The organism is Parendozoicomonas verongulae (assembly GCF_009711465.1).
GTDB lineage: Bacteria > Pseudomonadota > Gammaproteobacteria > Pseudomonadales > Endozoicomonadaceae > Sansalvadorimonas > Sansalvadorimonas verongulae.
Genome location: NZ_SMME01000354.1, coordinates 1 through 619, shown reverse-complemented (window position 1 = coordinate 619; position 619 = coordinate 1). Strand labels below are relative to the sequence as shown.

General features: G+C 52.2%; 1 protein-coding gene. It reads right to left on the bottom strand.

The annotated features are described in order from the left end of the window. The coding region (locus tag E1189_RS22340; protein WP_196220869.1) for a hypothetical protein at positions 1-619 on the bottom strand (619 nt) is incomplete at both ends.

Genomic DNA, 619 nt, shown 5'->3' with positions numbered 1-619 from the left:
GGTCATCCGTGGATCATGGCCAAGAGTCTGAAAAACCTTTGTACAATTTATATGTGGCACAGGAAGCTGCTCATAGTTTGTCCTGCTGTCCAGTGTTGTTATGTAAGGCTGTGACAACTGAGCCTGTGTATCCATAACATCTGCTGGCTGGGTACTGACCTTCGGCGCCTTCTGACAATAGCTGGCAACAGGCAGATTGAAAACATTCCGGAGTTTCTGCCAGCAGGCCGGCCAGTTGATCCCGGTGTCAAAGTCCATAGCCTCCATCAGTCTCGCTGCTTCGGCCAGATAAGGTTGATTGACTTTTATCGCCAGCGTCATGGTCTGAAGCGTGTCCAGAGGAAAAACCTGCTCTGCACGAACACCCGTGTTGCCATAGAATCGTGTAAACCAGCACTGTTGCCATAGGCGATATACAGCACTCTCAAGGGGACCGGTGGATTTTGACAGCTCCCGTGGCATTCCCGAGTCACTCCACCGGGCTTCAGCCAGTCGCCTGATAATCTCGGCTTTGACCTCATCGTCATTCAGGTGTTCCTTCACAGTCACTTCATGGGTGGTGTGGTTTATAGTAGTGGTTTGTCCACGCTTCACCTGCCACGGGCACGGAAGGGAGCGC